This window comes from Paenibacillus sp. alder61, from assembly GCF_020179875.1.
GTDB lineage: Bacteria > Bacillota > Bacilli > Paenibacillales > Paenibacillaceae > Fontibacillus > Fontibacillus faecis.
In genome coordinates this window covers 1-25,258 of record NZ_JAIUDG010000038.1, presented here as the reverse complement: position 1 = coordinate 25,258, position 25,258 = coordinate 1, and the positions used below count along the sequence as shown (strand labels likewise).

25 protein-coding genes are annotated in these 25,258 nt (G+C 55.7%); all 25 read left to right on the top strand.

From position 1 onward, the window contains the following. Positions 1–5 precede the first annotated feature (5 nt). The 25 genes from opp4C (at position 6) to lysS (ending at position 24,920) form a co-directional block, all read left to right on the top strand. A complete protein-coding gene (gene opp4C / locus LBW89_RS26655; protein WP_148454269.1) occupies positions 6–935 on the top strand; it encodes an oligopeptide ABC transporter permease in 930 nt (309 codons plus the stop codon). Positions 936–945: 10 nt separating this feature from the next. Beyond that, positions 946–1,929 (top strand): ABC transporter ATP-binding protein, encoded by a 984-nt coding sequence (locus tag LBW89_RS26650; RefSeq protein WP_225040881.1) that lies wholly within the window; start codon positions 946–948, stop codon positions 1,927–1,929. Continuing rightward, the gene (locus LBW89_RS26645; protein ID WP_148454273.1) at positions 1,922–2,890 is read left to right on the top strand and encodes an ABC transporter ATP-binding protein; all 969 of its coding nucleotides are present in this window, start codon (positions 1,922–1,924) and stop codon (positions 2,888–2,890) included. Before LBW89_RS26650 ends, LBW89_RS26645 begins: the two co-directional genes overlap by 8 nt. 35 nt (positions 2,891–2,925) lie before the next feature. Next, the gene (locus LBW89_RS26640) at positions 2,926–3,378 is read left to right on the top strand and encodes a hypothetical protein (RefSeq protein WP_225040880.1); all 453 of its coding nucleotides are present in this window, start codon (positions 2,926–2,928) and stop codon (positions 3,376–3,378) included. Positions 3,379–3,553: 175 nt separating this feature from the next. Then, a complete protein-coding gene (locus LBW89_RS26635) occupies positions 3,554–4,300 on the top strand; it encodes a vWA domain-containing protein (protein WP_225040887.1) in 747 nt (248 codons plus the stop codon). After that, complete coding sequence (locus LBW89_RS26630) at positions 4,284–5,225, top strand: protein kinase domain-containing protein (RefSeq protein WP_225040879.1); 942 nt, start codon at positions 4,284–4,286, stop codon at positions 5,223–5,225. The genes LBW89_RS26635 and LBW89_RS26630 overlap by 17 nt, the downstream gene beginning before the upstream one ends. 67 nt (positions 5,226–5,292) lie before the next feature. Next, positions 5,293–6,744, top strand: coding sequence for a tRNA lysidine(34) synthetase TilS (tilS, locus tag LBW89_RS26625; protein WP_225040878.1), 1,452 nt, complete (start codon positions 5,293–5,295; stop codon positions 6,742–6,744). Between the two features lie 44 nt (positions 6,745–6,788). Continuing rightward, positions 6,789–7,328, top strand: coding sequence for a hypoxanthine phosphoribosyltransferase (gene hpt / locus LBW89_RS26620; protein ID WP_148454281.1), 540 nt, complete (start codon positions 6,789–6,791; stop codon positions 7,326–7,328). Between the two features lie 99 nt (positions 7,329–7,427). Beyond that, positions 7,428–9,575 carry an ATP-dependent zinc metalloprotease FtsH gene (ftsH, locus tag LBW89_RS26615; RefSeq protein ID WP_225040877.1) on the top strand — a complete coding sequence of 716 codons (2,148 nt, stop codon included), beginning with the start codon at positions 7,428–7,430 and terminating at the stop codon, positions 9,573–9,575. 373 nt (positions 9,576–9,948) lie between these two features. Then, entirely contained in the window at positions 9,949–10,887 is a 939-nt protein-coding gene (nadA, locus tag LBW89_RS26610) for a quinolinate synthase NadA (protein ID WP_148454285.1), read from the top strand. 35 nt (positions 10,888–10,922) lie between these two features. Beyond that, positions 10,923–12,539 carry an L-aspartate oxidase gene (nadB, locus tag LBW89_RS26605; protein WP_148454287.1) on the top strand — a complete coding sequence of 539 codons (1,617 nt, stop codon included), beginning with the start codon at positions 10,923–10,925 and terminating at the stop codon, positions 12,537–12,539. Next, complete coding sequence (gene nadC, locus LBW89_RS26600) at positions 12,529–13,395, top strand: carboxylating nicotinate-nucleotide diphosphorylase (RefSeq protein WP_148454289.1); 867 nt, start codon at positions 12,529–12,531, stop codon at positions 13,393–13,395. Before nadB ends, nadC begins: the two co-directional genes overlap by 11 nt. A 4-nt stretch (positions 13,396–13,399) precedes the next feature. Then, entirely contained in the window at positions 13,400–14,164 is a 765-nt protein-coding gene (locus tag LBW89_RS26595; protein ID WP_148454291.1) for a type III pantothenate kinase, read from the top strand. Between the two features lie 51 nt (positions 14,165–14,215). Further along, on the top strand, positions 14,216–15,088 hold the full coding sequence (hslO, locus tag LBW89_RS26590) for an Hsp33 family molecular chaperone HslO (RefSeq protein ID WP_148454581.1): 873 nt from the start codon (positions 14,216–14,218) through the stop codon (positions 15,086–15,088). Between the two features lie 268 nt (positions 15,089–15,356). Further along, positions 15,357–16,295, top strand: a complete 939-nt coding sequence (gene cysK, locus LBW89_RS26585; RefSeq protein ID WP_148454293.1) for a cysteine synthase A — start codon at positions 15,357–15,359, stop codon at positions 16,293–16,295. Between the two features lie 149 nt (positions 16,296–16,444). Then, complete coding sequence (locus tag LBW89_RS26580) at positions 16,445–17,995, top strand: anthranilate synthase component I family protein (RefSeq protein WP_225040876.1); 1,551 nt, start codon at positions 16,445–16,447, stop codon at positions 17,993–17,995. Continuing rightward, positions 17,995–18,576, top strand: coding sequence for an aminodeoxychorismate/anthranilate synthase component II (gene pabA, locus LBW89_RS26575; RefSeq protein WP_148454297.1), 582 nt, complete (start codon positions 17,995–17,997; stop codon positions 18,574–18,576). The genes LBW89_RS26580 and pabA overlap by 1 nt, the downstream gene beginning before the upstream one ends. Further along, positions 18,573–19,502, top strand: coding sequence for an aminotransferase class IV (locus LBW89_RS26570; protein ID WP_225040875.1), 930 nt, complete (start codon positions 18,573–18,575; stop codon positions 19,500–19,502). The genes pabA and LBW89_RS26570 overlap by 4 nt, the downstream gene beginning before the upstream one ends. Position 19,503: 1 nt before the next feature. Further along, positions 19,504–20,340, top strand: a complete 837-nt coding sequence (gene folP, locus LBW89_RS26565) for a dihydropteroate synthase (protein WP_225040874.1) — start codon at positions 19,504–19,506, stop codon at positions 20,338–20,340. 29 nt (positions 20,341–20,369) lie between these two features. Further along, entirely contained in the window at positions 20,370–20,732 is a 363-nt protein-coding gene (gene folB, locus LBW89_RS26560; protein WP_148454583.1) for a dihydroneopterin aldolase, read from the top strand. 9 nt (positions 20,733–20,741) lie between these two features. Further along, positions 20,742–21,290, top strand: coding sequence for a 2-amino-4-hydroxy-6-hydroxymethyldihydropteridine diphosphokinase (folK, locus tag LBW89_RS26555; protein ID WP_225040873.1), 549 nt, complete (start codon positions 20,742–20,744; stop codon positions 21,288–21,290). Further along, positions 21,242–21,445: a helix-turn-helix domain-containing protein gene (locus tag LBW89_RS26550; protein WP_148454305.1), complete on the top strand. Its 204-nt coding sequence runs from the start codon at positions 21,242–21,244 to the stop codon at positions 21,443–21,445. Before folK ends, LBW89_RS26550 begins: the two co-directional genes overlap by 49 nt. 25 nt (positions 21,446–21,470) lie before the next feature. Beyond that, positions 21,471–22,472: a tRNA dihydrouridine synthase DusB gene (gene dusB, locus LBW89_RS26545; RefSeq protein WP_225040872.1), complete on the top strand. Its 1,002-nt coding sequence runs from the start codon at positions 21,471–21,473 to the stop codon at positions 22,470–22,472. A gap of 364 nt (positions 22,473–22,836) precedes the next feature. After that, positions 22,837–23,313 carry a transcription elongation factor GreA gene (greA, locus tag LBW89_RS26540; RefSeq protein ID WP_225040871.1) on the top strand — a complete coding sequence of 159 codons (477 nt, stop codon included), beginning with the start codon at positions 22,837–22,839 and terminating at the stop codon, positions 23,311–23,313. 95 nt (positions 23,314–23,408) lie between these two features. Continuing rightward, complete coding sequence (gene lysS / locus LBW89_RS26535) at positions 23,409–24,920, top strand: lysine--tRNA ligase (RefSeq protein ID WP_148454311.1); 1,512 nt, start codon at positions 23,409–23,411, stop codon at positions 24,918–24,920. The last annotated feature ends 338 nt before the right edge of the window (positions 24,921–25,258 follow it).

The window sequence follows — 25,258 nt, the reverse complement described above, 5'->3', positions numbered from 1 at the left end:
AGAATATGGAGAATGTCGATAGCGTAAAAGCGAAGGCGATCCGAACGGGATCTCGCCCAAGGAGAAGATCGTCGCTTTGGTCGCAGGCGCTGCAACAATTGCTGAAGAATAAATTGGCCGTTTCGGGGCTTGCGGTTGTGATGTTGGTGGCGATCGTCTGTTTTGCGGGTCCGCTCTTCTCCCCGTATACGGACAATAAAATCAATATGGCGCTGATGAACAAGCCGCCGAGTATGCAGCACTGGCTGGGGACCGATAAGCTCGGACGGGATGTTTTGACCCGGGTGATGCAAGCGGGACGAATCTCCCTTACGGTCGGCCTGGCTTCAATGGTGTTGTCCGTGTTTTTGGGGACGTTGCTCGGGGCGGTTGCCGGCTACTACCGGGGAATCGTGGATCAGGTCATCATGCGGGTCGCCGATTTGCTGCTGACCATACCGGGACTGCCGCTGCTGTTTATATGTGGAGCCTTGCTGTCCGATTGGAAGGTGCCGACCGATTACAGAATGTATATCGTCATGCTGATGCTGAGCCTCGTCAACTGGCCGGGACTCGCGCGAATGATCCGGGGGCAAATGCTCAGCTTGCGGGAGAGGGAGTTTATGCAGGCGGCCGTCGTACTTGGATTAAGAGACCGGCGGAAACTGTTCTATCACTTGATTCCCAATCTGATCCCGTTAATTATCGTCATGGCTACGCTGAACATCGGCGGTGCGATTCTGAGCGAATCGGTTCTCAGCTTTTTCGGGTTGGGGGTGATGCCGCCGACTCCGACTTGGGGGAATATGATCGACGCCGCGAATAATATGATCGATTTTCAAGAGCACCCCTGGCTATGGATTCCCCCGGGCGTCTCCATTTTTGCGACGGTTATCGCGATCAATGTGTTTGGAGACGGCCTTCGCGACGTCCTCGATCCCAAAATGAAAAGATAGGTGAAAAGATATGTCGATTCTGCTGAAAATTGATCGGCTTGTGACGCAATTTCCTGCCGAAGAGGGCGTCATCAAAGCGGTGGATGGGGTAAGCCTGCGTGTGCTGCAAGGCGAAACCGTCTGTATCGTCGGGGAATCCGGCTGCGGAAAAAGCGTAACCGCCCTCTCGGTAATGGGTTTGTTTCAAGGGACCGCGGGGGCGGACATCCGGGGAAGCATCCTTTTTGAGGATAGGGACCTCTTGGCCCTGGACCGCCATGAACTCCGGGCGATTCGGGGAAACGACATCGCCATGATTTTTCAGGAGCCGATGTCTTCGCTAAATCCGGTCCTCACGATCGGCGAGCAGTTAATGGAGCCGTTGCTAGAGCACTTAAAGCTCAGCAAAAAGGAGGCCCGGAAAAAAGCCGTTGAATTGATTGAACAGGTCGGCATCTCCAGGCCCGAACAAATCGTCAAATGCTACCCGCATGAGCTTAGCGGAGGGATGCTGCAGCGGGTCATGATCGCCATGGCCATATCCTGCCGGCCGAAGCTGCTTATCGCCGATGAACCGACCACCGCCCTGGACGTGACGATACAAGCTCAAATCCTGGACACCTTGCGCAGGATCAAGGAGGAATCCGGGATGTCCATTTTACTGATCACGCATGATCTCGGCGTTGTGGCCGAGATGGCCGATTATGTCGTCGTCATGTATGCCGGTAAAGTCGTGGAGGAAGGTGAGGTCACCCGGTTGTTTGAGGCGCCGAAGCATCCATATACCCGCGGTCTGCTGCGTTCCAAACCGGTGCTGGGGCAGCGGGAGGAATCGCTGTATTCCATTCCGGGCCAAGTGCCCGACCTCCTCGCATTAAGTCCGTCCTGTTACTTTTATGATCGCTGCGAGCACGGGATGGAGATTTGCCGGCACCGGGAGCCTGCGTTGGGAGAAGTGGGAGAGCGGCAGCGGGCGGCCTGCTGGCTTTACGAGGAGGCGAAGGCGCATGCATGAACCCTTGCTTGAAGTGAACCGCCTGAAAAAATATTTTCCGATTAAAACGGGCCTGTTGCAGCGGACTACCGGATATGTTCGAGCGGTCGACGATGTCAGCTTCACCCTTCTCCCGGGGGAGACCTTCGGGCTTGTGGGGGAATCGGGCAGCGGAAAGAGCACGGTTGGACGCGCGATTGTACGCCTCGCGGACAAGACCGGGGGAGAAATCAAATTTAAAGGAATCGACATATACGGCCTTAAGGAGGGAGACTTGCGCCAAGTGAGGCCGAAAATCCAAATGATTTTTCAGGATCCCTACAGCTCGTTGAACCCCCGGATTCGAGTCGGAGACGCCATCGGCGAAGCCTTGCTGGATCACGGGCTTCAGCCGAAGGAGGAGATCCGCGACCGCGTACTGGAAGTGCTGGGCTTTTGCGGCCTGTCGTCCTCCCACTACGACCGCTACCCTCACGAATTTTCGGGCGGGCAAAGGCAGCGGATCGGGATCGCCCGGGCGCTCATCCTCCAGCCTGACCTGATCATCGCGGATGAACCGGTTTCGGCGCTGGATGTGTCGATTCAGGCCCAAATCATCAATTTGTTCAGAAAGCTGCAGGAGACGCAGGGGCTGGCCTCTCTTTTTATATCCCATGATTTAAGTGTGGTGGAGCATTTATGCTCGCGCGTCGGGGTCATGTATTTGGGAAATTTGGTGGAGATGGCGCCGCGCGACGAGATTTTTAACCGTCCGCTTCATCCCTATACCAAAGCGTTGCTGTCGGCCGTTCCCATCCCGATTCCCCGAATAAAAAGAGAGCGGATCCTTTTGAAGGGGGAAATTCCGAGTCCGGCGAATCCGCCTTCCGGATGTAAGTTCCATACCCGCTGCCCATATGCCAAGGAGGAATGCGCGGAGAGGAAGCCGGATTTCCGCGATGTCGGGAGCGGGCACTATGTGGCTTGCCATTTGGTTGACTGAGAAGAGAAGATATTACCGGGAGGAGGATCGAGCGGATGCCGACGACGATGCCACAACCGTACGCGCTGCGGCTGGAAATGATTCGGGCCGCGGGCTATTCGAACCAAGAGGCGATTTCGCTGATAGAGAACAAGGATACCGCTACATTGGTGCAGAACGTGAACCCGGAGGTAAACTGGGGGGAATTTCTTGATTACGCGCATCAAAACCGGGTGGATATAAGAGCGGCTATCGCCCAGGGATATCGGTTCAAATTTATTACCGCGGGAGGTCTGCAGAGCTTCTTGCGGATTAGTTTCGGCCTCCAAGCCGGTGAAGATTACCGGTTCGACGGGGAGCGTTTCACGGAAATCGGGCTAAGCGAGCCGGATTTTGAGCTGTTGCGGCATCGGGTTCCCGAACAGCACTGGACTTTCGTTATCACGAAAAGAGATGAAGGAAGCGGCGAAGTCCGGTTCGAAATCGAGCTGGCATCCGCCGCGTATTAAGGGAGGTTCTCCCCTTCGGGGACGGCCTCCTTTCTTTATGCAGCGCGCCATCCTCAGGAATAGCCTTGGCCCTTCATGATGCCGCTATGCAGGAGGGTTTGAATTCTACTCTCGCTGGAAATGATAGAGAAAGAGAGTCTATCAGATGGATCAAAGAAAGCGGGGATGGATGCAGATGAAGCAAATATTGCTGATTACCGACGGATGTTCCAATGTAGGGGAGAGTCCGGTGATGGCGGCCGCGCTGGCCCGGCAGGAGGGGATCGTCGTCAATGTGATCGGGATTGTCGACTACGGCACGATCGGGGAGCTGGGCAGTCTGGAAATCGCCGAAATCGCCAAGGCCGGGGGCGGGATGAGCCAGCTTTCCGGCACGCGGAAGCTGGCCCAAACGATGCAAATGCTGACGCGCAAAACCGTGGTTCAGACGATTCAGCACGCGGTTAATAAGGAGTTGAAAACAATTCTGGGGAATTCTTCCGTGGAGGACCTGCCTCCGGACCAGCGTTCCCAGGTGGTGGAGGTCATCGACGAATTGAGCGAGAACAGCCCCTTGGACGTGGCGCTGCTCATCGACGCGAGCGCCAGCATGAAGCCGAAACTCGCCGCCGTGGAGGAGGCGATTCGCGATATGATGCTAAGCCTTGGGGCAAGGCAGGGGGCCAGCCGGATGGCGGTGTTCCATTTCCCCGGGGCGCACGGCGGCGAAGACGCCGTCCTCGACCTGGACTGGACCGATGATCTCGGCCAAGTCCGTTCGATCTTTCAGCGGCTTGCCATGCGCGGCGCGACGCCTACCGGTCCGGCCATTCTGAAGGTGATGGATTTCTTCCGGTATGGTACACTGGAAGGACATGGATCAAAGAAATGGCTGGAGGAACCAGGCAGAGGAGAAGGGATACTCGGTGACTACGTCGTCTAAAGGGAGCCTGGCGCCGGGAACGGTGGTGACAGGCCGTTGGAAGGGGAGGCGCTATGCGATTCAGCGCCTGCTCGGACAGGGCGCGAACGGGGTCGTCTACCTGGTCAAGCAGGTGGACAGCGCGAAGCTCTATGCCCTGAAAATGGGTTTCGACACGGTGGATATACAATCGGAAGTCAATGTGCTGAAAGCTCTTCAGCGGCAGAGATACCGGCGAGGCGTTACGGGACGGGATGTTTCCTATCTGGTGGAAGTGGATGACTATTCCTTTCAAGGCCGGGAGATCCCTTTCTACGTCATGCGCTATGTCAAAGGGGAGCCGCTGAGGGCTTTTCTTGCCAAGAGAGGCGGGGCCTGGCTGGGGATTGCGGGCCTCCACCTGCTTCGCCAGCTCCGGCAGCTTCACGAGTCCGGATGGGTGTTCGGAGATTTGAAGCCGGAGAATGTGCTGGTCTCTCCTTACGGCGAAGTCGAATTAATCGACTACGGAGGAGTCAGCGGAATCGGCCGCAGCGTCAAACAGTTTACGGAATGGTATGACCGCGGGTACTGGGGCGCCGGCGGGCGGACGGCGGAACCGTCCTACGACTGGTTCTCTTTCGCCGTGGTATGCATTCACCTGCTGGCCGAAGGGCCTTTGAAACGGGCCGCCACCCAATTGCCCCAGACGCGGAGCCTCAACGATCTTACCGCCATTCTTCGTGCGGAACCGGCTTTGGCCCCCTTTCGGGAATGGCTGGAGCGGGCGCTTGCCGGGCGGTTTAAGGATACGGCGGAAGCCTGCGAATTATGGCGGGAGCTGGCGACCGCCGCGTTCGGCCGCCGACGCAAGCCCAAAGGCCAAACCCCGCGCTGGATGCTGGGGGCTTTTGCCGTCTCTTTGACATTGCTGGTATGCGCATTATACCTGACATTGCGTTTTTGACCGCCGGGATCAAAATCCTTATTACAGCCATAGACTATAGAATCGTCCGGAAAGGAAGTGGCGCCGCATGAATCCCGATCTGTACCGTTTGGTGGAAACGGTGCGCCGTACCGGAGAGGAACATACATTATGGTCACCGGGGGACTGCATCGTCGTGGCGGTATCCGGGGGGCCCGATTCCGTAATTCTGCTGCACATATTGCAGGAGCTGTCCCGCGATCCGGAACTCGGCTTGAGGTTGGTTTGCGCTCACGTCAATCACGGGTTTCGGGGGAAAGAATCCGATGAGGAGGCCGAATTTGTCCGCGGTTTGGCGCAGCGCCTGGAAATCCCGTTCGAACTCGGCGTTTTTGACATACCTACTTATATGAAGGAAACCGGAAAGGGAGGGCAACTGGCGGCCCGGGAGAAGAGGTATGCCTTTCTTCATAAAGTCGCCGCCCAATACGGAGCTTCGGCGATTGCGCTCGCCCATCATGCCGATGATCAGGCGGAAACCGTGATGATGCGGATTTTGCGGGGAAGCGGCCCGTCGGGCTTGGCCGGCATGAAGCTGAAACGCCGCGAAAAAAATGTGGAACTTATTCGCCCCCTCCTTCGTATATACAAAAACGAGCTGGTCCAAGCTTGCGACCGCTCAAGCATTCCTTATGTAATCGACAGCTCCAACCTGGTTCCCAAGTATGCGCGCAATGCAATCCGTCTGGATGTGCTTCCTTTTTTGGGGCAATATAATGGACAGCTGGCGGATTCGTTGAATCGTCTGGCCGAGGTCATCGGTGAAGAGGATGATTATATGCGTTTGGAAACCGAGCGTCTCTATGCGGAAATGGTAACTTGGCAAAACGGCGGTGCGGCTTTTCAACTCCGGGGATTCACCTCCCTACATGCCGCTTTACAACGGAGGTTGATTAAACTAATATTAAATTATCTGCCTTTAGGTACGGATGACGGCGATTTTGTCAAGGTAGAAGCCATTCGGAAAGGGGCGGTCCAGGACCGGCCCACGACGTGGGTTTTGGATCTTGGAAGAGGTGTCCGCTGTTATCGTGAATACGATACCATTCGGTTTGTACCTGCCCGAGCGGAAAATCCTCATTATACATATGTTGTGGAACGTTTTCCGGCGGAAGTGTCCGTGATGGACACGGGGCAAACCTTGCGTTTTACCCGTAAACATGCCGGCTTGGGCCTTGAGGGGCCTATGAAGGATGGCAACGGGGAGGCAGCGTTTGATGCGGATGAGATCGTCTATCCGCTTACTGTGCGTTCCCGGCTTCCGGGAGACAGGATGAACGTGATGGGGCTAAATGGAAGCAAAAAGGTGAAAGATATTTTTATCGATGAGAAAATACCTCCCACGCTTCGCTCCCAAATCCCCCTGGTGACGGACGCTTCGGGCCGGATTCTTTGGATTCCCGGCGTGCGCCGGTCATCGGCCGCGGCCGTGAGCGAGAAGACGTCCTCCGTGCTGCATGTGGCCCTGGTGAGGAATCCTGATCCCGACCCTGGGGTTTAACCTAGTGATTACATTCATAGTATAACGTAGGAGGTTTACTTATCTTGCAGAACGATATCCAGGAAATTTTAATTACCCGGGAACAAATCCAGGAGAAGGTCAAAGAGCTCGGGCGCCAATTGAGCGAAGAATACGAGGGCCGCAATCCTTTGGTCATCTGTATACTGAAAGGCGCCTTTATCTTCATGGCGGACCTGGTCAAAGAGATCACCGTGCCGCTGGAGCTGGATTTTATGGCGGTATCCAGTTATGGCGCCTCCACCCGATCCTCGGGCGAAGTTAAAATCATCAAGGATTTGGACACCTCGGTAGAGGGCAGAGACATCCTGATCGTGGAAGATATCATCGACAGCGGTCTCACCTTGAGTTACCTCATCGACGTTCTGGAACGCCGCAAGGTGAAATCCGTAAAGATCGTTACCTTGTTCGACAAGCCGGCCAGACGGACCGTCAAGCTGGAAGCGGATCTGGCGGGCTTTGTGATCCCGGACGCTTTCGTTGTCGGCTATGGACTGGATTACGCCGAGAAATACCGCAACCTCCCATTCGTCGGAGTGCTGAAACCAGAAGTCTACAGCAGCTAATTTCACCGGTCCCCCGGGCCGGAGCCATCCCCCGCCGTTTTTTTGAAAGGCGTGAGCGGCTATGTTAAAATAACTTAAGGTTTTGAGAGGAGGTAGGGGATGAATCGGTTCATCCGGAATTCTGGTTTTTATTTGATACTTTTCTTAGTCGTGGTGGGCATCGTCCAATTCCTCAACAGCGGAAATGAGACAACCGTCAATCCAAGTTATGCGCAACTGCGGCAGGAATTAAAGAAAGACAACGTCGAGGAATTGACCGGGAAATTCGACGGTTACGCTTATCTGGTGACCGGTAAGTATAAAAATGAGGTCGGAGACAGCAAAACGAAGAATTTCTCGACCTATATCCCTTATGACCCGAACGTTCTTAAAGAAGTTACGGATCTCAGCGAACAGAACGGCTTTAACCTGACCTGGAAGAAAATGCAGGGAGAAAGCATCTGGCTGACCTTCCTGACCTCCATCGTTCCGCTCGCGATCATGTTTATTCTGTTCTTCTTCCTGTTCAATCAGGCGCAGGGCGGCGGCGGCAAAGTGATGAACTTCGGCAAGAGCCGGGCCCGTCTCTATAATGAAGAGAAGAAGGCGACGTTCGAGGACGTAGCGGGAGCCGACGAAGAGAAGCAGGAACTGGTGGAAGTCGTCGAGTTCTTGAAGGATCCGCGGAAATTTGCCGCACTCGGTGCCAAAATCCCGAAAGGGGTTCTGCTCGTAGGCCCTCCGGGAACTGGTAAAACCTTGCTGGCCCGTGCGGTAGCCGGGGAAGCGGGGCGTCCTTTCTTCAGTATTTCCGGTTCGGATTTCGTGGAAATGTTCGTCGGTGTCGGTGCTTCCCGGGTTCGGGATTTATTCGAAAACGCGAAGAAAAATTCGCCTTGTATCATCTTCATTGACGAAATCGATGCCGTAGGTCGTCAGCGCGGCGCCGGACTCGGCGGCGGACATGACGAACGCGAACAGACGCTCAACCAGTTGCTTGTAGAAATGGACGGTTTCGGCGGCAACGAAGGCATTATTATCATCGCGGCCACAAACCGTGCGGACATTTTGGACCCGGCCTTGCTGCGTCCGGGACGTTTTGACCGTCAGATTACGGTCGACCGTCCGGATGTGAAGGGCCGCGAAGCGGTGCTCAAGGTGCATGCGCGCAATAAGCCGCTCACCAAAGACGTACGCTTCGATGTCATCGCCAAACGGACGACCGGGTTTACCGGCGCGGATCTGGAGAACTTGCTGAACGAAGCGGCGCTCCTTGCCGCCCGCCGAAACCGCAAGGATATCTCCATGCAAGAGGTGGATGAGGCCATCGACCGCGTTATTGTCGGTACGGAGAAGCGCAGCCGCGTGATCAGCGACCGCGAGAAACGCATCGTGGCTTTCCACGAAGCGGGCCATACGATCGTGGGTTATTTCCTGGAGCACGCCGATATGGTGCACAAGGTGACGATTATCCCGCGCGGCCGGGCCGGCGGATATGTCATCATGCTTCCGAAAGAAGACCGCATGCTGGTGACGAAGCAAGAACTGCTCGACAAGGTTACGGGTCTGTTGGGCGGCCGGGTTGCGGAAGAGCTGTTCATCGGCGAGATCGGCACCGGGGCGTACAGCGACTTCCAGCAAGCGACGAGCATCGTGCGCAGCATGATCGTCGAATACGGGATGAGCGAGAAGCTCGGTCCGATGCAGTTCGGCACATCGCAAGGCCAGGTGTTCCTGGGCCGCGATATCGGACACGAGCAGAATTACAGCGATCAGATCGCTTACGAGATCGATCAGGAAATGCAGCGGTTTATCAACGAGTCCTACGAACGTTGTAAGAAGCTGTTGACGGAGCATGCCGAGGAAGTTCGCCTGATCGCCGAGACCTTGCTTGAGGTGGAAACGCTGGATCTTGATCAGATCAAGCAGTTGATCGAGCATGGGCATCTGCTGGATGCACCGGAAGCCGGCAAAGACGGCGAAGGCGGCAGCGGAAACGGCACGTCCGAAACGGGCGAACCTATCGTCGACAATGTCGGTGACGTACGCGTCCGGATTCAAGGCAAGACCGAGGATCCGGCTCCCGCAGGCCCAACCGGAGATATTCCGAACGGGATACCGGGCAGCAGCACGAACGACATTTCGAGTGATCCTACGGTCGACGCACCGGAAGGAACCGTCCGGGATGTACCGCCGACGCCGCCGGAAGGTGACAACAAAGACGGTAACGGGCAAGGCCCGGGGGGCGGCACGCCGCCAACTGTATAACAATGTATGGATATCATCCGGGAGACAGACAGGATCTGCCTCCCGGATTTTTTTATGGTTTCATCACTCAATGGCTAGTGGAATTACCGTTGGTCCCCATGTCGACTCGCTTGGTATGGCCGCCAGTCGGAGTAATGGCCTTTTGGGCCGCGATTTCACATCGCCAAGGCATTAATTAAAATTTGAGCTTTCCTGCCCGGATCGATTGACAGCCCCAACTCGCTTGTGTAAATTAGTTGTTAACACAGCCGTGTGAAATTAGGTACGTTGAAGTGACGGCAAGTATGCGTATTTTTGCACAAACATTACGATAAGGATGCGGACGAGAGAGAAGCGCGGGGGAACCGCGGTCGCATACAGGGGAGGATGTCAGGTGGAGGCTCTAGCACGGGAGCGGAAGGCGGAAATGAACCGGGAGCTTCGGGAGAAGCTGGTTCAGCTTAAGAAGGAACGCAACGCAATCATTTTGGCGCATTATTATCAGCGCGACGAAATTCAAGAAGTGGCCGATTTCCGTGGCGACTCTTTTTTGCTTGCTCAGAAGGCGGCTTCAACCGAAGCGGAAACGATCGTGTTCTGCGGCGTTCATTTCATGGGAGAGAGCGCGAAAATTTTGGCGCCGAACAAGACGGTGCTCATTCCCGATGAACGGGCCGGCTGCCCGATGGCGGATATGGTGAACGTGGATGGCTTAAGAAAGCTTAAAGCGCAGCATCCGAACGCCAAAGTGGTCACCTATATCAACTCTTCGGCTGAAGTCAAGGCGGAGACGGATATTTGCTGTACCTCCTCCAATGCCGTCAAGGTGATTAACTCGGTCGATGCGGACGAGATCATCTGGGTTCCCGACAAGAACCTGGGTCATTACGTTCAGCAGCATACGGACAAGAAAATGATCATATGGGAAGGCTATTGCAACACGCACGATATGTTGACCGTAAAAGATGTGGTCGAGATGAAAGCGAAGCATCCGGAAGCCGAGTTCGTCGTTCACCCCGAATGTCGGCCGGAGGTCGTGGCGATGGGCGATTTCGTCGGCAGCACGACCGCGATTCTTGAATATTGCAAGAAGTCGTCCGCCAAGGAATTTATCGTGGGGACCGAAGACGGGACGGGATACCAGTTGAGACTGGATAGTCCGGAGAAAACGTTCCATTTTGCCTCGAAGTTTCTCGTATGTCCTAATATGAAAGTCAATAATCTGAAAAAATTGGTGAAGTGTCTGGAAACGATGCAGCCGCAAATTTATGTCCCGCCGGCGATCGCCGACAAAGCCAGAACCTCATTAGAGCGCATGCTACAAGTTCAGTAGCATGCGCTACTCTCTGTCAAGGACAGGTGGTCACCTTGATTCCACAATACTTGGTTGATTTTGACCTGGCTGAACTCCCGGTGATCGACACGGACGTGATCGTCATCGGATCGGGCATCGCCGGGCTGTTTACGGCCATTAAAGCCTCCGAAAATCGCAAGGTCACAATGATAACGAAAAAATCGCTGATGGAGAGCAACACCCGGTATGCCCAAGGCGGCATTGCGGCGGTTATTTCCGATGAGGATTCGCCGGCCTCGCACCGGGAGGACACCCTTCTCGCCGGAGCGGGGCTCTGTTCCTCGGCATCGGTGGATATTCTGGTCCATGAAGGGCCTGAGGGCGTTAAAGAATTAATGACGCTCGGAACGGCGTTCGACCTCGAGAACGGGGAGCTTGCCCTGACGAAAGAAGGCGCGCACAGCCACCGCCGGATTTTGCACGCCAACGGCGATGCCACAGGGTATGAGATTGTCCGGGCTCTGTCGGAGCAGGTGGGCGGGCATGCCAATATCGACATCTGGGACGATCATTTCGTGATCGACTTGATTACGAAGGATAACGAATGTCTGGGCGCGTTGGTTCAGCAGCCGGATGGCGGCCGGGTTTTCCTGCGCGGAACGGCGACGGTTCTTTGCAGCGGCGGGGCCGGCCAGCTTTACCGCTATACGACCAATCCGGAGGTGGCGACCGGCGACGGCGTGGCCATGGCCTACCGGGCCGGCGCGCTGATTCGGGACATGGAGTTTATTCAATTTCATCCCACCGCCCTTTGTTACCCCGGCGCTCCGAGATTTCTCATCTCGGAGGCGGTGCGCGGCGAAGGCGCCATATTGCGAAATATCCGCGGCGAACGTTTCATGGAGAAGTATCACAGCCTTTTGGAGCTGGCTCCGCGCGATATCGTGGCCCGGGCCATCGTCAGCGAAATGGAACAGACGGGCGCTACTCACGTGTATCTGGACATTACCCACGAAGAGCCGGAAACCATCAAGCATCGTTTTCCGACCATCTATGAGACCTGCATCGGCTACGGTCTGGATATGACCACCGATTGGATTCCGGTGGCGCCGGCTGCGCATTATATGATGGGAGGCGTGCAAACGGGGCATCATGGAGAGACCAGCGTCCGCCGCCTGTTCGCCTGCGGGGAGGTTTCGTCCACCGGGGTGCACGGCGCGAACCGGCTGGCGAGCAACTCCCTGTCCGAGGCGGTCGTCTTCGGACGGCGGATCGTGGAACGGATTCGGCAGTTGGCTCCGCTGGCCGAGACGGGCGCGGGCATCGCTTGCCGGTCGGACCGGCACGAGGCGGTAATCCAGCCGATCGTCGAACGGCGGCTGAAGCTGCAGAAAGTCATGGTCCGGCAGGTAGGAGTACGCCGAACCAAGGGCGGGCTGCTTAAAGGAATCGAGGAACTGAAGCGGCAGCTGCCGATTTTCGGAGCGGTTTTACATACCCGGGAGCAGTTGGAGTTTGCCAATATGCTGACCTGCGCCCTATTGCTGTCCGAGTCGGCGTTGGTCCGTGAGGAAAGCCGAGGCGGACACTATCGGGAGGATTTCCCCGAAAGGGATGACGCGCGGTGGCGCAGGCATATTTTATGTCACCGGGAAAAAGGAATGTTGGAGGAAATCAGCGATGATGTTTAATGGATATAACGAAGGCCTGGTGGAATCGATTCGGTTGTGGCTGAAGGAGGATGTCGGCTCGGGCGATGTCACGACGGGCGTGACCATTCCCCACGGACACCAATCCAAGGGGATCATACATGCCAAAGAGTCCGGCGTGATCGCCGGCATGCCGGTGGCGCAGCTGGTGTTCGAAGTCGTCGATCCGCTGCTTGCGTTTACCCCGCTCGTTCAGGACGGGCAGCGAGTGGAGAAAGGAACCGTCCTGGCGGAGGTGGAGGGGAGCACGCACAGTATTTTGACGGGAGAGCGGCTCGCGCTGAATTTATTGCAGCGGCTATCGGGCATCGCTACCCGGACCCGCAGCTTTGCGGATGCGCTCCAAGGGCTGCCGGTCCGCTTGGTGGATACGCGGAAGACGACACCCGGTCACCGCATGCTGGAGAAATACGCGGTGCGCACCGGCGGCGGGGCCAATCACCGGTTCGGGCTGTATGACGCCGTGATGATCAAGGACAATCACATCAAGGGCGCGGGCGGGATCGCCCAGGCGGTGAGCCGGGCGCGCAAGAACATCCCGCATACGATGACGATCGAGGTCGAGGCGGAAAGTTTGGAGCAAGTGGAAGAAGCTTTGCAAGCGGGGGCCGATATCATTATGCTGGATAATATGGAGCCCGATTTGATGAAGGAAGCGGTACGGCGGATCAAGGCGAAGGCGCCCCATGTAAAAACGGAGGCATCGGGAAACGTCAATTTGCAGACGGTGCGGGAGATTGCGGAAAGCGGTGTGGACGTCATCTCGGTGGGCCGGTTAACGTACTCGTTCGAGAATCTGGACATCAGTCTGGACCTGGGCGAAAAGAAAGAGGGGTAAGTACGTGTTTCTAGTGGTAGATGTCGGCAACACGAATATTGTTCTTGGTATATACAGGCAGCGTGAGCTGCTGCACCATTTCCGGATCTCGACGAACCGGCAGGCGACGGTCGACGAGTACGGCGTCCTGATTCACAACTTGTTCAACATGTCCAACATCGACACGGGCGACATCGAAGGTGTCATCATTTCCTCTGTCGTTCCCCCGTTGATGCATGTCTTGGAGGAGTTGTGCCAAAAATACCTGCATCATAAACCGCTGGTGGTCGGCCCGGGCATCAAAACCGGGCTCAACCTGCGCTATGAGAATCCGCGGGAGGTAGGCGCGGACCGGATCGTCAACGCCGTGGCGGCGATTGAGCGGTACGGGGGTCCGCTGGTGGTCGTCGATTTTGGGACGGCGACAACGTTTGATTGCGTCGATGCCCAGGGTAATTATTTGGGCGGGGCCATCGTACCGGGGATCGGTATTTCGACGGAGGCCTTGTACCAACGGGCATCGAAGCTGCCCCGGATCGAGCTCGAAAAGCCGAAGAAAGTCATCGGACGCAACACCGTGCATGCCATGCAGGCGGGGATCATTTTCGGTTATGCGGGCCAGGTTGACGGGATCGTGGAACGGATCCGGGCCGAAATGGGCGCCGAGCCGAAAGTGGTCGCAACCGGCGGGCTCGCCGAGTTGATCGCGAGCGAATCGCGGACCATTGAGGAAGTGAATCCCTGGCTTACCTTAGAGGGACTCCGCATTATTTACGAACGAAATCAATGAACGGCCAATTCATATAAAAGGAGGTTTCCTGCTGTGGAGGAAAAGAAAGAGATGAAGGACCGGCTGGTCCGGGGAACGGCGATGGACGGAAAAGTCCGGGCGTTTGCGGTGCGGACGACGGAGCTGGTGGAAGAACTCCGCCGCCGACATGATACGTACCCGACGACGACGGCCGCCCTGGGACGCACCGTGACCGCGGCCGCGATGATGGGCGCGATGCTGAAAGGCGAAGAACGGCTGTCCATCCAGGTGAAGGGGGACGGACCGGTCGGCCAAATCGTGGCCGACGCCAATGCCAAAGGGGAGGTTCGCGGCTATGTCACGAATCCTCATGTACAACTGCCGAGCAATAGCAAAGGCAAACTGGATGTGGCGGGAGCCGTCGGTACGACGGGCTTCATTCACGTGACGAAGGATCTGGGAATGAAAGACCCATATCGCGGAAGCGTGCCTTTGATATCGGGGGAGCTGGGCGAGGATTTCACCTATTACTTCGCCCTGTCGGAACAAACGCCGTCGGCGGTCGGTCTGGGGGTCCTGGTGGACACCGATTCTTCCGTCATCGTGGCAGGGGGGTTCATTATTCAACTGCTGCCGGGGCTGAGCGATTCGGAAATCGATGCGATCGAACGGGCGGTAGGTCAACTGCCGCCGGTGACTTCGCTGCTGGATCAGGGAATGGAACCGGAGGAAATGCTGCGTTGGATCGTGCCGGATGTCAAAGTGCTGGAGGAAATGGACATTACGTTCTCCTGTCACTGTTCCCGGGACAGAGTAGAACGGACGCTGATCAGTTTGGGGAGAGAGGAACTGACCTTGCTTCGGGACGAGGGCAAGGAGACGGAGGTGGTCTGCGACTTCTGCAACGAGGTATATACCTTCACGCGGGATGAGTTGGACGATCTGCTGGCGAAAATGAATTAACTCCACGCTGGGGAATCCGGTTCGGCGATTGGATCCAATACTTTGCTCTTCCGGGGTAGACCTTAGGAAGGGCAAGGTATTTTTTTATGCCCATTATTGACAAGTCCGATCGGGGTTGTTAAGATAATAGGTGAAAACCTACTTAATTACTCGGAAATGATTCAAGCACGTAACACCATTGACGACCTATAGACCAGGCTACAATACATTCATGCATGATTTATGCGCAGGATTCGATCTTTTTTCTATAAATGAGGAGGGTTATGACATGGCTAGAATCGTAAACAACGTAACGGAACTGATTGGCGATACGCCGCTGGTCCGCCTGAACCGTATCGTACCGGAGGATAGCGCCGAAATCTATGTCAAGCTGGAGTACCAAAACCCGGGTTCCAGCGTTAAGGACCGCATCGCCATCAGCATTGTGGAAGAGGCGGAGAAGGCCGGCAAGTTGAAGCCGGGCGGCACGATCATTGAAGCGACGAGCGGCAACACCGGCATCGGGCTCGCGCTTGTCGCTGCGGCGAAGGGATACAAAGCGGTCATTGTCATGCCCGAAACGATGAGCTTGGAACGCCGTAACCTGCTGCGTGCTTACGGGGCCGAACTGGTGCTGACGCCGGGATCGGAAGGCATGAACGGCGCGGTGAAGAAGGCCGAGGAAATTCTGGCGGCCAATCCGGACTATTTCATGGCGGATCAATTCCGCAATCAAGCCAATGTGAAGATCCACCGCGAAACGACCGGTCCGGAAATCGTGGAAGCGATCGACTCCCTGGACGGCAAACTGGACGCATTTGTCGCCGGGATCGGAACGGGCGGTACGATTTCGGGTGCGGGCGAAGTGCTGAAGAATCGCTTCCCGGATATCAAGATCTATGCGGTTGAACCGGCGGCTTCGCCGATTTTGGCCGGCGGCAAACCCGGACCTCATAAGATCCAAGGTTTGGGCGCGAACTTTATTCCCGAAATCTTGAACCGTGAGATTTATGATGAAATTATTCACGTCGAGAATGACGACGCATTTGAGCAAGCGCGCCAAGTGGCTAAGGAAGAAGGCATCCTCTCCGGGATTTCTTCCGGAGCGGCGGTATTTGCGGCGCTTCAAGTCGCCAAGAAGCTCGGCAAGGGCAAACGGGTCGTTGCGATTATTCCGAGCAACGGCGAACGTTACCTGAGCACTCCGCTGTATAATTTCGAAGCCTAATTTGCGGCCCGTCTATTACAATAACGCGGATATACCCCTATCGCGGCTCTTCAGGGCCGCTGTAGGGGTTATTTGTATTTTAAAGTGGCGGGGTTTTTAGTATACTAGCTAGCAATAACTAAGAATGAAGCTGGAGGATGCGGCGGCGGATGGAATGGGTCATATCGCGGGAACAATGGGAAGCTTGGGTGAAAGAAGGGGCATGGACCCTGCTGCCTTGTGCGGTTAAAAAGACGGTGACGGACGGCTTGCCGGCGGACTGGATGCGTGCTTGGGAAGAGGCGCAGCCGTATTCGTTTGTGCTGGAGAGCGGCAAAACGGGCAGATACACCTTTCTCGGACTCGATCCGGTCTCGGTCATCCGCGGCAAGGGGGACCGGGCGGTCGCTACCGAGTTTGCATCCGGCGAAACGTCGGAACATAAGGGAAAGCCGCTGAAGTTGCTGCAGCGGTGGATGGCGCCATGGAGGTCGCCGATGGTAGACGGCTTGCCGAAATTTTGCGGGGGCGCGGTCGGATTTTTGGGCTATGATATTGCCCGCTCCCTGGAGCGACTTCCCCGGTTGGCCCAAGACGATCTGGGGCTCGATGATTATGTATGGATGCGATTCGAGGAAATCTGGATCTGGGATCAGGCCGAGAAGGCCGTGTATGCCGTCGTTCACAGTCCGGTGGACGCGGAGCAGGGCATGAGCCCGGGAGTTCTCTATACGTCGGCTCGCGACAGGGCTGTGAGGATGATGGAGCGTTGGGAGCGGTTTTGCCGGGGGGTGGAGGAAGGCTATACTTCAAATTCGCCGGTGGAGGCCGAGGAACTGGCCAAGTCCGATACATTGCCGGGCCGCAAGGCGGATTCGATGTCGCAGGAGGTTTTTGAGGCGGCGGTTCGGCGGGTGCAGGACTACATCGCGGCGGGCGACGTGTTTCAGGTGAATTTGTCGTTAAGGCAGGCCTTTGAAATCAAGTCCACTCCTGAAGCCGTCTACGAGTGGCTACGGCGAATCAATCCATCGCCCTATATGGGCCTGCTGCGATTCCCCGATTTTCAACTGGTGTCGGCGTCGCCCGAACTTCTGGTCAAGCTGGAGCGGGGGCGCCTCAGCACCCGCCCGATCGCGGGGACTAGGCGCCGGGGGCTTACTGCCGAGGAAGATGCGCTTATGGAAGCGGAACTGACCGGCAGCGAAAAAGAACGCGCCGAGCACATCATGCTCGTCGATCTGCTGCGCAACGATTTGGGCCGGGTGGCGGTCTACGGTTCGGTTCGGGTCAGCGAACTGTTTACGATCGAGCGCTATTCCCACGTGATGCATCTCGTTTCCGAGGTGGAGGGCGTTCTGCCCGCGGACCGGACGGCGTATGACGCGATTGCCGCCGTTTTTCCGGGCGGCACAATCACCGGGGCGCCGAAGGTGCGGACTATGGAAATCATAGAGGAGCTTGAACCGGTCACCCGGGGGCCGTATACCGGCGCTATGGGCTGGATTGACTACAACGGGAATATGGAATTAAATATTATTATACGAACACTGGTCGTCAAGGACGGAATCGGCTATATCCAAGCGGGAGCGGGCATCGTCATCGATTCCGTTCCCTACCGCGAGTACCGGGAATGCAGCAACAAGGCCAGAGCGGTTGCCGCAGCGGTCCGGCAGAGCGAAATAACCGCCGTTCACGGCGAAGGACAGGGGATGAAGTGATGATACTGGTCATCGATAATTACGATTCGTTTACGTATAACCTGGTTCAATATTTAGGAGAGCTGGGCGAGGAGGTCGTGGTTCGCCGCAATGATGAAATCGACCTCGAGGGCATCCGGCGGCTGAACCCGGATCATATTTTGCTGTCCCCGGGGCCTTGCACGCCGAATGAGGCGGGGATCACGCTGGACGTGATCGACCGCTTTAAAGGGGAGATTCCGATCTTCGGCGTATGCCTCGGCCATCAGGCGATCGGACAGGCTTTCGGCGGGAATGTCGTCCGGGCCGAACGTCTGATGCACGGGAAAACTTCACCGATTCTCCACCGGGGGACTTCGGTGTTTGCCGGTTTGCCGTCGCCGTTTACGGCTACGCGCTATCATTCTCTGATCGTGGAGCGGGAGACGCTTCCGGATTGTCTGGAAATTACGGCGGAGACCGCGGAAGGCGAGATTATGGGCTTGCGCCATAAGCAATACGCCGTCGAAGGCGTCCAATTTCATCCGGAGTCGATTATTACCGATCATGGGCATCAGATGCTCCGCAACTTCCTGAGTCGGAAGGCGGAAGCCGGCGTATGACCTATATCGGGGTGAACGGGAAGCCGACCCCTCTAAACGAAGCCGTGATTTCCGTTATGGATCACGGCTTCATGTACGGGATGGGGCTGTTCGAAACGTTCCGCACCTATGGCGGCCGGCCGTGTCTGCTGGACCGCCATCTGGAACGCCTTCGGGAGGGCTGCCGGGTGCTCGGCATTCCTTATGAAGGGCGCCGGGATCGGCTGGAGGCGGAAATTGCCGAGCTTCTGGCCTTGAACGGCTTGGAGGACTCCTATCTTCGGCTGACGGTTTCCGCGGGGCCGGGACCGCTGGGGCTGACCACCGAACCTTATGCGGAGCCTAAGGTGATTCTGTACGTCAAGCCGCTGCCCAATTCCGGCCCGGAGCTGTACCGCCTCGGCAAGACGCTCTGGCGTCTCTCCACGCCCCGCAATACGCCGGAAAGCGGGGTCCGGCTCAAGTCCCTGCATTATATGAATAATATGCTGGCTAGGCGGGAACTGGCGGAATATGAGCGGCGGACGGCAAGGGCGGCGAATGCCGAGGGGGCTGGAACGGCGGCGGCGGTACGGCCGCAGCCGGCGGAAGGAATGATGCTGACGGCGGATGGTTTTTTGGCGGAAGGGATCGCCAGTAATTTATTTTTTGTCCGGAATGGGAAACTATATACTCCTGAGATCGGGACGGGGATATTGCCGGGGATTACCCGGCGGACAGTCCTGGAGCTTGCCGGGGCTCACGGTTGGGCCGTCGAGGAGGGGAGGTATACCTGGGACGAGTTAAGGGGAGCCAATGAGGTGTTTGTCACAAACTCCATTCAAGAGTTGGTGCCGGTTACCCGGTTGGCGGAGCCCGGCGGCCGAGAGATATCCGTTGGCGACGGGGAAATCGGGAAGGTGACGGAGCGGCTGCTTTATTTTTATAGAGAGAGAGTGGGAAGCTGATATGCAGAGCAAGGTGTTCCAAAGAACTTATCCATGCGGCGGCACGACCTTGAAGCTGGGCGAACGGACCCTTATCATGGGCATTCTCAACGTGACCCCGGATTCGTTCTCGGATGGCGGGAAATACAACGACCCCGAACGGGCGGTTCGCCATGCGCTTCAGATGGTCGCCGACGGGGCGGATTTAATCGATCTGGGCGGAGAATCGACGCGTCCCGGCCATCAGCCGGTGAGCGAGCAAGAGGAATTGGAACGGGTCGTTCCCGTGGTGGAAGCCCTTCACCGGGAAGCCCCGCATATTCCGATTTCGGTAGATACCTATAAATCGCGCGTGGCCCGGGAGGCGCTTAAGGCGGGGGCCCATATCGTCAATGATGTCTGGGGCTTCAAGGCCGATCCGCAGATGGCTGCGGTGGCCGCCGAGTTCGGCTGTCCGGCGATCCTGATGCATAACCGGGATAACCGGGATTACGCCGACCTGCTCCGGGATGTGGCGGACGATCTGCTCGAGAGTGTTTCTTTGGCGCGGGCGGCCGGCGTTAAGGAGGAGCGGATTATTTTGGACCCGGGCATCGGGTTTGCCAAAGATTACAACGAGAACCTGCTGGTCATGAGAAACCTGGACCGCTTGATGGACCTGGGTTATCCGCTGCTGCTCGGAACCTCGCGCAAAAAATTCATCCGCACCGCGCTGGATCTGCCGACGGAGGAAGTCGTGTTCGGTACGGCCGCCACGGTGGCCCTCGGCATTGCTCAAGGCTGCCAGATCGTTCGGGTACACGACGTGAAAGAAATCAAGCGCACGGCTCTGATGTGCGATGCGATTATGTACGCTTGACCTTGGTTATAACGGGAGGATGAAAAATGATGGATAAAATGATTGTACGGCGCATGGAATTTTACGGATATCACGGTGTGTTCGAGGAAGAGCGCAAGTTGGGTGCCCGTTATTACGTGGATCTGGAGCTGGAACTGAGTTTGCGCGAGGCGGGGGAAACCGACGATTTGACCAAAACGGTAAATTATGCCGAAATCCATGAACTGGTCCGCGGGATCGTGGAACAAAAAAGCTTCAAATTGATCGAGGCGCTTGCCGAGCATATTGCATCCTCGGTATTGGACACTTATACTAGGGTAGATGCTTTAACGGTCGGCGTGACCAAACCGCATCCGCCCTTCGATATCAAGTTCGATGGCGTCACGGTGGAACTGCGCCGCACCAGAAAGTGAGAAGATGATATGATGGCACAAACCCCCTCTGATAGCTCAGAGGCTTATATTGCTTTAGGGGCTAATTTGGGAGACCCGGAAGCTCAGATGATGCGAGCGGCCGCTTTGCTGGGCGAACACCCGCAGATTACGCTGCTGCGCAGCTCGAATTTGTATGAGACGGATCCGGTAGGTTACCTGGATCAGCCGAATTTTATCAATATGGTGCTGGCGGTCAAGACGACGCTGACACCGGAGGCTCTGCTGACGGTAATGCAGGAGGCGGAGCTGGCTTTGGGCCGGGAACGGAACATTCGTTTCGGGCCGAGGACCGTAGACCTCGATCTGCTGTGGATGGAGGGGCGGTCGATGGACACCCCATTTTTGACATTGCCCCATCCGCGTATGTTTGAACGGGCTTTTGTGCTCGTTCCGCTTAGCGACATCGTATCTGAAGGCGAGGCGTCAGGATTATACGAGCGGGTACGGGCCGCCTTGGATTTGGTGGACGGAAAGGATGGAGTACGGTTTTGGAAAACAGGCAGCTTGCCCAGCGGCTTAGGGCATTCCGAAAACTGAAGGGATACACGCAGCAGCAGCTGGCGGATGAAACCGGCATATCGTTGGCTGTTTTAGGAGCGATTGAACGGGGCAACCGACGGGCAGAAGATCAAATTTTAAATAAAATTGCGGATGTTCTTGGCATTACGTTGGCCGAGCTAAAGAATCTATGAATTTATAGAATCAGGAGGGACCCTTATGCTGAAGATCGGCGATATTGAAATGAAAAACCAGGTCGTGCTCGCTCCGATGGCAGGCGTGTGTAATCCGGCGTTCCGCCTGATTGCGAAAGAGTTTGGCACCGGGCTTGTCTGCGCGGAGATGGTTAGCGATAAAGCGATCCTGCACGGCAACAAGCGGACGAAGGAAATGCTGTTTGTCGACGAACGTGAAAAACCGCTCAGCCTGCAAATTGTTGGAGGCGACCGCGAGACGCTGGTTGAGGCCGCTAAAGTGGTGGATCAAGAGACTAACGCGGATATTATCGATATCAATATGGGCTGCCCGGTGCCCAAAGTGACGAAATGTGACGCCGGCGCGCGCTGGCTGCTGGACCCGAACAAAATCTTTGAAATGGTGTCCGCGGTCGTAGCGGCTGTCAGCAAACCGGTTACCGTAAAAATGCGGATCGGCTGGGATGCGGAGCATATTTATGTACTGGACAATGCCAAGGCGGTGGAGGCTGCGGGCGGCAAGGCCGTCAGCGTTCACGGCCGTACCCGGGAGCAATTGTATACCGGCAAGGCGGACTGGGAATTTATAAGACAGGTCAAAGAAGCGGTGTCGATTTCTGTCATCGGGAATGGCGACGTGGTTACGCCGGAGGATGCCAAACGGATGCTCGATCAAACCGGCTGCGACGGGGTCATGATCGGACGGGGGGCATTGGGTAATCCCTGGATGCTGTACCGTACCGTCGAGTACTTGAAGACAGGCATTCTGCTGCCCGAACCGGAGGCGGAAGAGAAGATCCGCATCGCCATTTTGCATATGGATCGGCTGGCCGCTCTGAAAGGCGAGGCCGTCGCCGTTCGGGAAATGCGGAAACATCTGGCTTGGTATTTAAAAGGACTGAAGGGAGCCGCCCGGATCAAAGACGTCATCATGGAGGAAACGAAGCGTGACGAAATGGTGCGGATTTTGGAGAACTTTGTGGCCGAACTACATGTGGAAAGTCACGGAGAAGCCGAATCGGCTTAAGGATGTGCTAAAACCAGGCAATGGCTGATTCTATCCGGGTTATATGGGGAGCCCGCTTGTGAAGCGTTTTCAATTCTGGAGTCTGGCGTCATTGACATTTCAGAACGGTTCCCCTATAATTTCACAATATAAATTCGCCTCAGGAGATAACTTCCACAACATGGATGGTCTGACCTCCATGCGATTGCATATGATATTCTCAATGATGCGTGAGCTTTCACGGCCGTTGTCAGGCGGGAACCACGGAACTTCTCGGGATAGTCGATGCTTCGAACACTCCTAATGGGGAGAGGCGCCCTTGAAGTTGCCCGGCAGTCCGCCGCACAGTGCGAATATTATTTCCATGACAGGAGAATCGGTTGAGATGAGCGATAAAGAAGTCATTCTTACACAGGACGGTCTGAAGAGACTGGAGGAAGAACTGGAAAATTTGAAATCCATTAGACGCCGGGAAGTGGCCGAGCGGATTAAGACAGCCATCGGGTATGGGGATATCAGCGAGAACTCGGAATACGAAGATGCCAAGAACGAACAGGCCTTCATCGAAGGACGTATCATTACGTTGGAGAAAATGCTGCGCAATGCCCGGATCATCAATAACGACGAGATTGATACGGATACGGTGAGCATCGGTTCTACAGTAACGGTTGAGGATCTGGAATTTGGCGATACGATGGAATACGCGATCGTGGGGACGGCCGAATCCGACCCGCTGCAGAATAAAATCTCGAACGAAAGCCCTGTCGGCAAAGCGATTTTGGGTAAGAAAAAAGGCGCGATCGTGGATGTGACCGTTCCGGCAGGCGTCATTCAATATAAAATCGTGGATATCAAGAAATAAGCTCTATTAACGTCCCGAGAAGCTTCCCCGGCGGAAGCTTCTTTCACTGTTTTTAATTCAATTTTTAAATACTACGTCGTAAGGAGTGGAACCAAGTGAGCGAGGAACAAAACAACCAGGAAGTGGTCGAGGTCAGCGAACTGCTGAGAATTCGCCGCGAGAAATTGGACGAGCTGCGGGGATTGGGCATAGACCCGTTCGGCAAAAAATACGAGCGTGATGCGATGGCCGGCGAGATTTTGGCCCAGTATGATCCATTGACGAAGGAAGAACTTGATGAGAAGCAGGTTGAGGTCTCGGTGGCCGGCCGGATTATGGCCAAGCGGGTGATGGGTAAAGCCAGCTTTGCGCATATTCAGGATCTTTCCGGCAAAATTCAGCTGTACGTTCGTCAGGACAGTGTTCCGGAATCTAAATATGCGGCGTTCAACGTGCTTGATCTCGGGGACATCGTCGGCGTTACCGGTGAGGTCTTCAAGACAAAAACCGGCGAAACGACCATCAAGGTCAAGGACCTGGAGGTTTTGTCCAAATCGCTCTATCCGCTTCCCGACAAATACCATGGCCTGAAGGACGTGGAACTGCGCTATCGTCAACGTTATGTGGATTTGATCGTGAATCCCGAAGTCCAGCAGACCTTCATTAAGCGCTCGCGGATTATTCAATCTATGCGCCGCTATTTGGATTCGCTCGGCTACTTGGAGGTTGAAACGCCTACCCTGCACAGCATTGCCGGCGGTGCGGCGGCCCGTCCGTTCATCACGCACCATAATGCGCTGGACATGGAGCTGTACATGCGGATTGCCATCGAGCTGCACTTGAAACGTCTGATTGTGGGCGGCTTGGAGAAAGTCTATGAAATCGGCCGGGTATACCGGAACGAAGGCGTATCGACACGCCACAATCCGGAGTTCACCATGATCGAGCTGTATGAGGCTTATGCCGACTACAAGGACATTATGGCGCTGACGGAAAATATGATCGCCCACATTGCGCAAGAAGTGCTGGGTACTCAAGTGATCCAGTATCAAGGCAAAGAGGTTGACCTGACGCCTCAGTGGCGCCGCGTTTCCATGGTGGATGCGGTAAAAGAGGTTACCGGTGTCGATTTCGGCGTGCCGATGACGAACGAGGAAGCGCATCGGTTGGCTAAGGAGCATAAAGTTCCGGTGGAGCCGCATATGACCTTTGGTCATATTTTGAACGCGTTCTTCGAGCAATTCGTGGAGGAGACCCTGATTCAACCGACCTTTGTTTACGGTCATCCGGTGGAAATCTCGCCGCTGGCCAAAAAGAACGAGGAAGACCCGCGCTTTACCGACCGCTTCGAGCTGTTTATCGTAGCGCGTGAGCATGCGAACGCGTTCTCCGAGCTGAACGATCCGATCGATCAGCGTCAGCGCTTTGAGGCCCAACTGCTGGAGCGGGAGCATGGGAATGATGAGGCGCATGAAATGGATGAGGATTTCATCCGGGCGTTGGAATACGGAATGCCGCCAACCGGCGGATTGGGTATCGGCATTGACCGTCTGGTTATGCTGCTCACCGATGCGCCATCGATTCGCGACGTTCTGTTGTTCCCTCATATGCGGAATACGGCCGAATAAAACGAAGGAGCCCTGCGATGAGCAGGGCTCTATTTTTGTTTGAAAAAAGGGTTGCTTTAGTCGTATGTCCGTGTTATATTATATATCCGGTCGTTAATTAAGCGGAATTGAAGCAAAAGAAGATAACTTCTTGGTAAAAAATAACGCTTGCTAAATAACACCGAATGTAATATACTATAAAAGTTGCCGCTGATGAGGCGATAACGAAATGAACGAAGTTGATCTTTGAAAACTGAACAACGAGTGAGTATTAAATGAGAATTAAAATTCTCGTCAGTTTTTCTAAATGAGCAAGTCAAACACTTTATTGGAGAGTTTGATCCTGGCTCAGGACGAAC

Excerpts from the sequence above, each read along its gene's own strand:
- opp4C (WP_148454269.1), top strand. The coding sequence starts at position 6 with ATGGAGAATGTCGATAGCGTAAAAGCGAAGGCGATCCGAACGGGATCT.
- LBW89_RS26650 (WP_225040881.1), top strand. The coding sequence starts at position 946 with ATGTCGATTCTGCTGAAAATTGATCGGCTTGTGACGCAATTTCCTGCC.
- LBW89_RS26645 (WP_148454273.1), top strand. The coding sequence starts at position 1,922 with ATGCATGAACCCTTGCTTGAAGTGAACCGCCTGAAAAAATATTTTCCG.
- LBW89_RS26640 (WP_225040880.1), top strand. The coding sequence starts at position 2,926 with ATGCCGACGACGATGCCACAACCGTACGCGCTGCGGCTGGAAATGATT.
- LBW89_RS26635 (WP_225040887.1), top strand. The coding sequence starts at position 3,554 with ATGAAGCAAATATTGCTGATTACCGACGGATGTTCCAATGTAGGGGAG.
- tilS (WP_225040878.1), top strand. The coding sequence starts at position 5,293 with ATGAATCCCGATCTGTACCGTTTGGTGGAAACGGTGCGCCGTACCGGA.
- ftsH (WP_225040877.1), top strand. The coding sequence starts at position 7,428 with ATGAATCGGTTCATCCGGAATTCTGGTTTTTATTTGATACTTTTCTTA.
- nadC (WP_148454289.1), top strand. The coding sequence starts at position 12,529 with ATGATGTTTAATGGATATAACGAAGGCCTGGTGGAATCGATTCGGTTG.
- hslO (WP_148454581.1), top strand. The coding sequence starts at position 14,216 with ATGAAGGACCGGCTGGTCCGGGGAACGGCGATGGACGGAAAAGTCCGG.
- cysK (WP_148454293.1), top strand. The coding sequence starts at position 15,357 with ATGGCTAGAATCGTAAACAACGTAACGGAACTGATTGGCGATACGCCG.
- LBW89_RS26580 (WP_225040876.1), top strand. The coding sequence starts at position 16,445 with ATGGAATGGGTCATATCGCGGGAACAATGGGAAGCTTGGGTGAAAGAA.
- pabA (WP_148454297.1), top strand. The coding sequence starts at position 17,995 with ATGATACTGGTCATCGATAATTACGATTCGTTTACGTATAACCTGGTT.
- LBW89_RS26570 (WP_225040875.1), top strand. The coding sequence starts at position 18,573 with ATGACCTATATCGGGGTGAACGGGAAGCCGACCCCTCTAAACGAAGCC.
- folP (WP_225040874.1), top strand. The coding sequence starts at position 19,504 with ATGCAGAGCAAGGTGTTCCAAAGAACTTATCCATGCGGCGGCACGACC.
- folB (WP_148454583.1), top strand. The coding sequence starts at position 20,370 with ATGGATAAAATGATTGTACGGCGCATGGAATTTTACGGATATCACGGT.
- folK (WP_225040873.1), top strand. The coding sequence starts at position 20,742 with ATGATGGCACAAACCCCCTCTGATAGCTCAGAGGCTTATATTGCTTTA.
- dusB (WP_225040872.1), top strand. The coding sequence starts at position 21,471 with ATGCTGAAGATCGGCGATATTGAAATGAAAAACCAGGTCGTGCTCGCT.
- greA (WP_225040871.1), top strand. The coding sequence starts at position 22,837 with ATGAGCGATAAAGAAGTCATTCTTACACAGGACGGTCTGAAGAGACTG.